Below are 4,294 nucleotides of genomic sequence, written 5' to 3'. Positions count from 1 at the left end.
ATTTTTCTGTGACCGATTATAATAAGTTTCAATCGGAGCGGTAAGGCGAAACGGATTAGAAAATTCATCATAAGGCCCGCCGTCTATAGCCGCGCCGCTGGTCGAATCTTCCCGCCACTCGGCACTGACCGGTTCACTCGTTACCACCGATTCCTTTGTTCCCTGAGAATAAGCGGTTCCGCCAATGGCATATAACAAGGGACCTTCAATTGAAACCTCATTAAATGTTTCAACATAATTCTGGGTATAGCGCCACCAAGTTCCGTTAATATTTTCATAACGGTAACGCTGATTGTTAGTCCGCTCGATTGTATAGGTGTATTCGACGGGACGCGTTGATGTTGAATAAAAATATTCATAACCGGTAAAAACGGCTTGGGTTGTATCGTTTTTTCGGGCACTAAAATAATAGCAATTGGGAAATATATAAAAGCGGGCCGTACTTGACCAGTTATACACTTGGTCTAGCCGTCCGATTAAGTCGACATCGGGGTCCATATTGACAATAAAATCAAAATTGCCGCCGACTGCCGACATATAGCCGTTTCGCCCCCGCTGCAATCGTCCGAAAATACCGCCGATTCCGCGTTTACCTTCCGGAAAACGGCGAATATCGGAAACGGTATCGGGAAATATAAAGGAAGAATCGGTCGGATAAAAATAACCAAAAATATTATCATAAGAAATATTAATCTTATTAATTAAAGCATAATCGGAATTATTAACGGCGCGAACCGAACCGTAGTTTATGGCGGTATCAATATAGACTCTCGTTGTAACCGTGCCGTTGGCTGTTCCCAATACATAGGTGGCACCGACAATGCCGCCGGCAACATCGGTGGAACTGACCTCGCCATGATTGACCATTCGGCGCATAACGCTTAAACCGTAACCGATAACTCCGCCGGCCGAGGAATAAATACCGGGGCGTTCACTGGTTCCGACCGTAGTCGTTACCAAATAATTACCGCTACTTGAACCGGCATACCAAGCTGTTTCCGAACTGGAGTAGTTTGTTGTGCTGTATTCATAGATCGAAGCGGTAACGGCACTGACATTTCCGTAATTAATACAGTTGGAAAGAATCGAATATTCAATATCGTTAACCAATAATGATGTCGGCACACCCCCGGCTTTGATTTCGCTGTATAGACAAACGGCAAGAATACCGCCGGCCCGCGAGTAGTTTTTTGTAATGCTGAGTACTTCTCCGCTGTTGGTGCAGTCATAAATACGGGAAGACCCGGCACCGACAAGAGCGGAAACACCGCCCAGGGTTAGGCCGCCGGCAAATGATTGAACCGAACCGGCGACATATTCAGAAGTATTAAAAGTTATTACACTGCTCGGATAATCGCTTAAATGCGCAAAGCGAATATGACCGAGATTAACCGTATCCTGAACCGAACCGCAATTTAAGGTGACAACCCCCCCGGCATAAACATTGCCGTAACCGTAAATACCATAGACCTCTTCATTATAAACGGATAATAAATTACCGTAATTAACGGAATTAATAATACCGACGGTAGCTTTGGGCCGGGTTGAAGCGTCCTGACTTTGTAAATCGCCGCTATAATTAATATTCACCAAACCGGAAAGATAGCTGTTAGCCGAAGAATTATAATCGGCAAGAATAATCGCCCCTTCATTTATACAATTTTTTAAATATTTATCGGTTGACAATGTTTTTGTAATTCCCGTAATCCATATCGGATAAGAGTTATTGATACTATAAACGCCGATTTCGCCGGAATAATAAACATTTAAAAAGTTGACGTTTTCTTTTAACGTAATACCGGCAATCGATATCTCTTTATTTACGGTAATATTACTGTATGTAATATTGCCACAATTCTCGACAAACCTTAGCAGGACCGCGGCGCCGATATTATCATTGCTATAAATACCGGAAAAATCAAATGCGTCATTGATTTCATAATCGGCGTAATTTGCCGATTGTGAAAGGGTGAAACCGGCAGTGCCGATATCATACACGAGTGATGTATAACGTAAGTTATCGTAACTTGTGGTTATAAAACCATTGTGATTATAAAGGCAAACTAGCTCGGTCGCTTCCGAATGATTGCTGATGACAATCCCGGCCGCAATAATATTATTTGTTGCGGCGGCGGTAAAATCTAACAAGCCCTGATTTGACCATTCGCCAAAACCCGAAACGAGACGATATGCGGCTCCCCGACTCATACCGACCGCTCCGGCAATATACTGGGTCAACGGGGATGTTACCGAAAAAGAGTTAACGGTGATATCGCCCTGATTGGTAATCCAACCGATATTATGTTTAGCCGGACCCGTATTGATAATTTCTCCAATAACCCCGCCGATTATAATGACGGCCTGAGCTGATGAACTCGTAACCGTCATACCGGAGCCGATACCGGTAATGTCGATTGTGTTAAGAACATTATAAATTGTAAGCGGAATCGTTTCATCGGTTTTTCCGACAATACCGCCGACAGTATAATTGACAATTATATCATGCTCGACGGCATATTCCCGATTGGCTCCGCTATCGATGGCACCTTCGGTATACACCGCTTCAACCCGGCCGCCGGCCACACCGACAATCGAACCGACCGCCATCTCGCCAACCGAACCGTTGCCTAAATCCATTGCAACATCGCAGGATATATCTCTGACAGTGCCGCCGATTAAGGCGCCGGCAATAAAACCAATTTTAAATTTAGAACTGTAATACCTAGCAGCATCGCTTAAGGTCAAAGAACAATTATAAAAAGTTAGGTTCGAAACCGTACCGCTTAACAAACTGAAAAGACCGCCATAATAATTACCATCAACAACAACGCCGTTTTCCAAATGCATATTAGAAATATAATAATGACTGCCCGATCCGTTATCACCGGAAAGCGTACCGGAAAAGTCAATCGGTATCGTTTTATAAGCCGAAGGGGAAACTTGATTCATATCAATATCGGCGGTCAACCGATAATTAGCGGCCCGAAAGGGGATATCATTATAAACGGTATTGAAATTGATAATTTTCGAAAACACGATCAAATCAACGGCATTGCTAATCTGATAGGTACCGTTTGAATAATTTAAACCTAAAAGCGAAGGATACCGATCAACCGGATAATAGTACCAATCTTCCCCTAACGACGAGGCGCTCCGTAAGGTATCGGTCGACTCTCCCAAAGCAAATTCATTCGGCGGGGTAATACTAAAGTAATTGCCGCCGATATTAACCGTTAACTGATAAGCATCTTTATCGTAAATAAGATTGCTCGCGGTAGTGTTGTTGTGAAAAATAACCGGTTGAACGGTAAAACTGTTAATATATGAAGCATTAACCACGACTTTTGACACATAGTAGCTGTCGGTAAAAATACCGTCATTTTCAAAAACAATTCCCGCTGCTTGATAATCTATGCTGCTGGCTCCAACCGGAGCCCGCATCCTAATACCGGCACGGAAAATATCTTCGCGATTATCGACAACATAAACTTTATCGACGGTTCCCGTTGATGTATTATGACCGACCAAATTGGCGGCACGATGAATATCGGGATGCTCAAAAGTTAATTCAAAAGTCGGATTAACCAGACCGAGATTGCAAATCTCTCCCCCATTATAAGGAAACATCGCATAATAAGGAGAAAGTGCCAAATCGACCTGTTCTTCGCCTTCACCTTCAACCGTGGTCAGTAAATCATAGTCGGCAAAATAAAGATTGCTTATTTCAAAACCCCGACCGTCGAAAGAACCGGTGAAAATATTGCGGCGCAGGGTCCCATCAATTGAATTAAAAGAATAACCGATTGGAATAAACTGTCGCGATTTCATGACCGCATAATCAATATCCTGACCCAAAACATAATCAAGCGAAAGTAAAACCGTAATAACCGCGGCTGATAGTTTTACATTTTCATTGGGGTCGGGAGTTATATATATTAAATCGGAATGATAAGAAACATCAATTGAAAACCGATACAATTCTTCAGCACAATCAAATCTGATTTTTTTGCCGGTAACACCGGAAAGTATTTCTTGCGGGGCGGCGGCGGCATGAGCGATATTTTGCCTGAAAGAAGTATAAGAAAGATAAGAGCTGTCTGGATCAGTCGGAACAATCGGGGCAAAATTATGGTTGCCTAATTGCCGACGCATAACATAATCATTTTGCTCGTTTAAAATTACAGCTGACTGAAAGGCAAAAACAAATAAAAACAATGCACATATCGTTAAACCGGATATTAATCTTTTCATTACCAGGCACCTCCCCATGGGGGATTATACATACCCCAATTTT

General features: G+C 42.8%; 1 protein-coding gene. It reads right to left on the bottom strand.

Features of this window, described 5'->3' with window-relative positions; all coding sequences use genetic code 11:
• Window positions 1-4,251, bottom strand: a 4,251-nt coding sequence (locus tag WC958_06250; GenBank protein ID MFA5629822.1) for a hypothetical protein, incomplete at its 3' end; no start/stop codon positions are given.
• Between the last annotated feature and the right edge of the window lie 43 nt (window positions 4,252-4,294).

It is taken from the genome of Dehalococcoidales bacterium (genome assembly GCA_041656115.1).
GTDB lineage: Bacteria > Chloroflexota > Dehalococcoidia > Dehalococcoidales > UBA5627 > UBA5627.
This window is presented reverse-complemented; position numbering and strand designations above follow the sequence as displayed.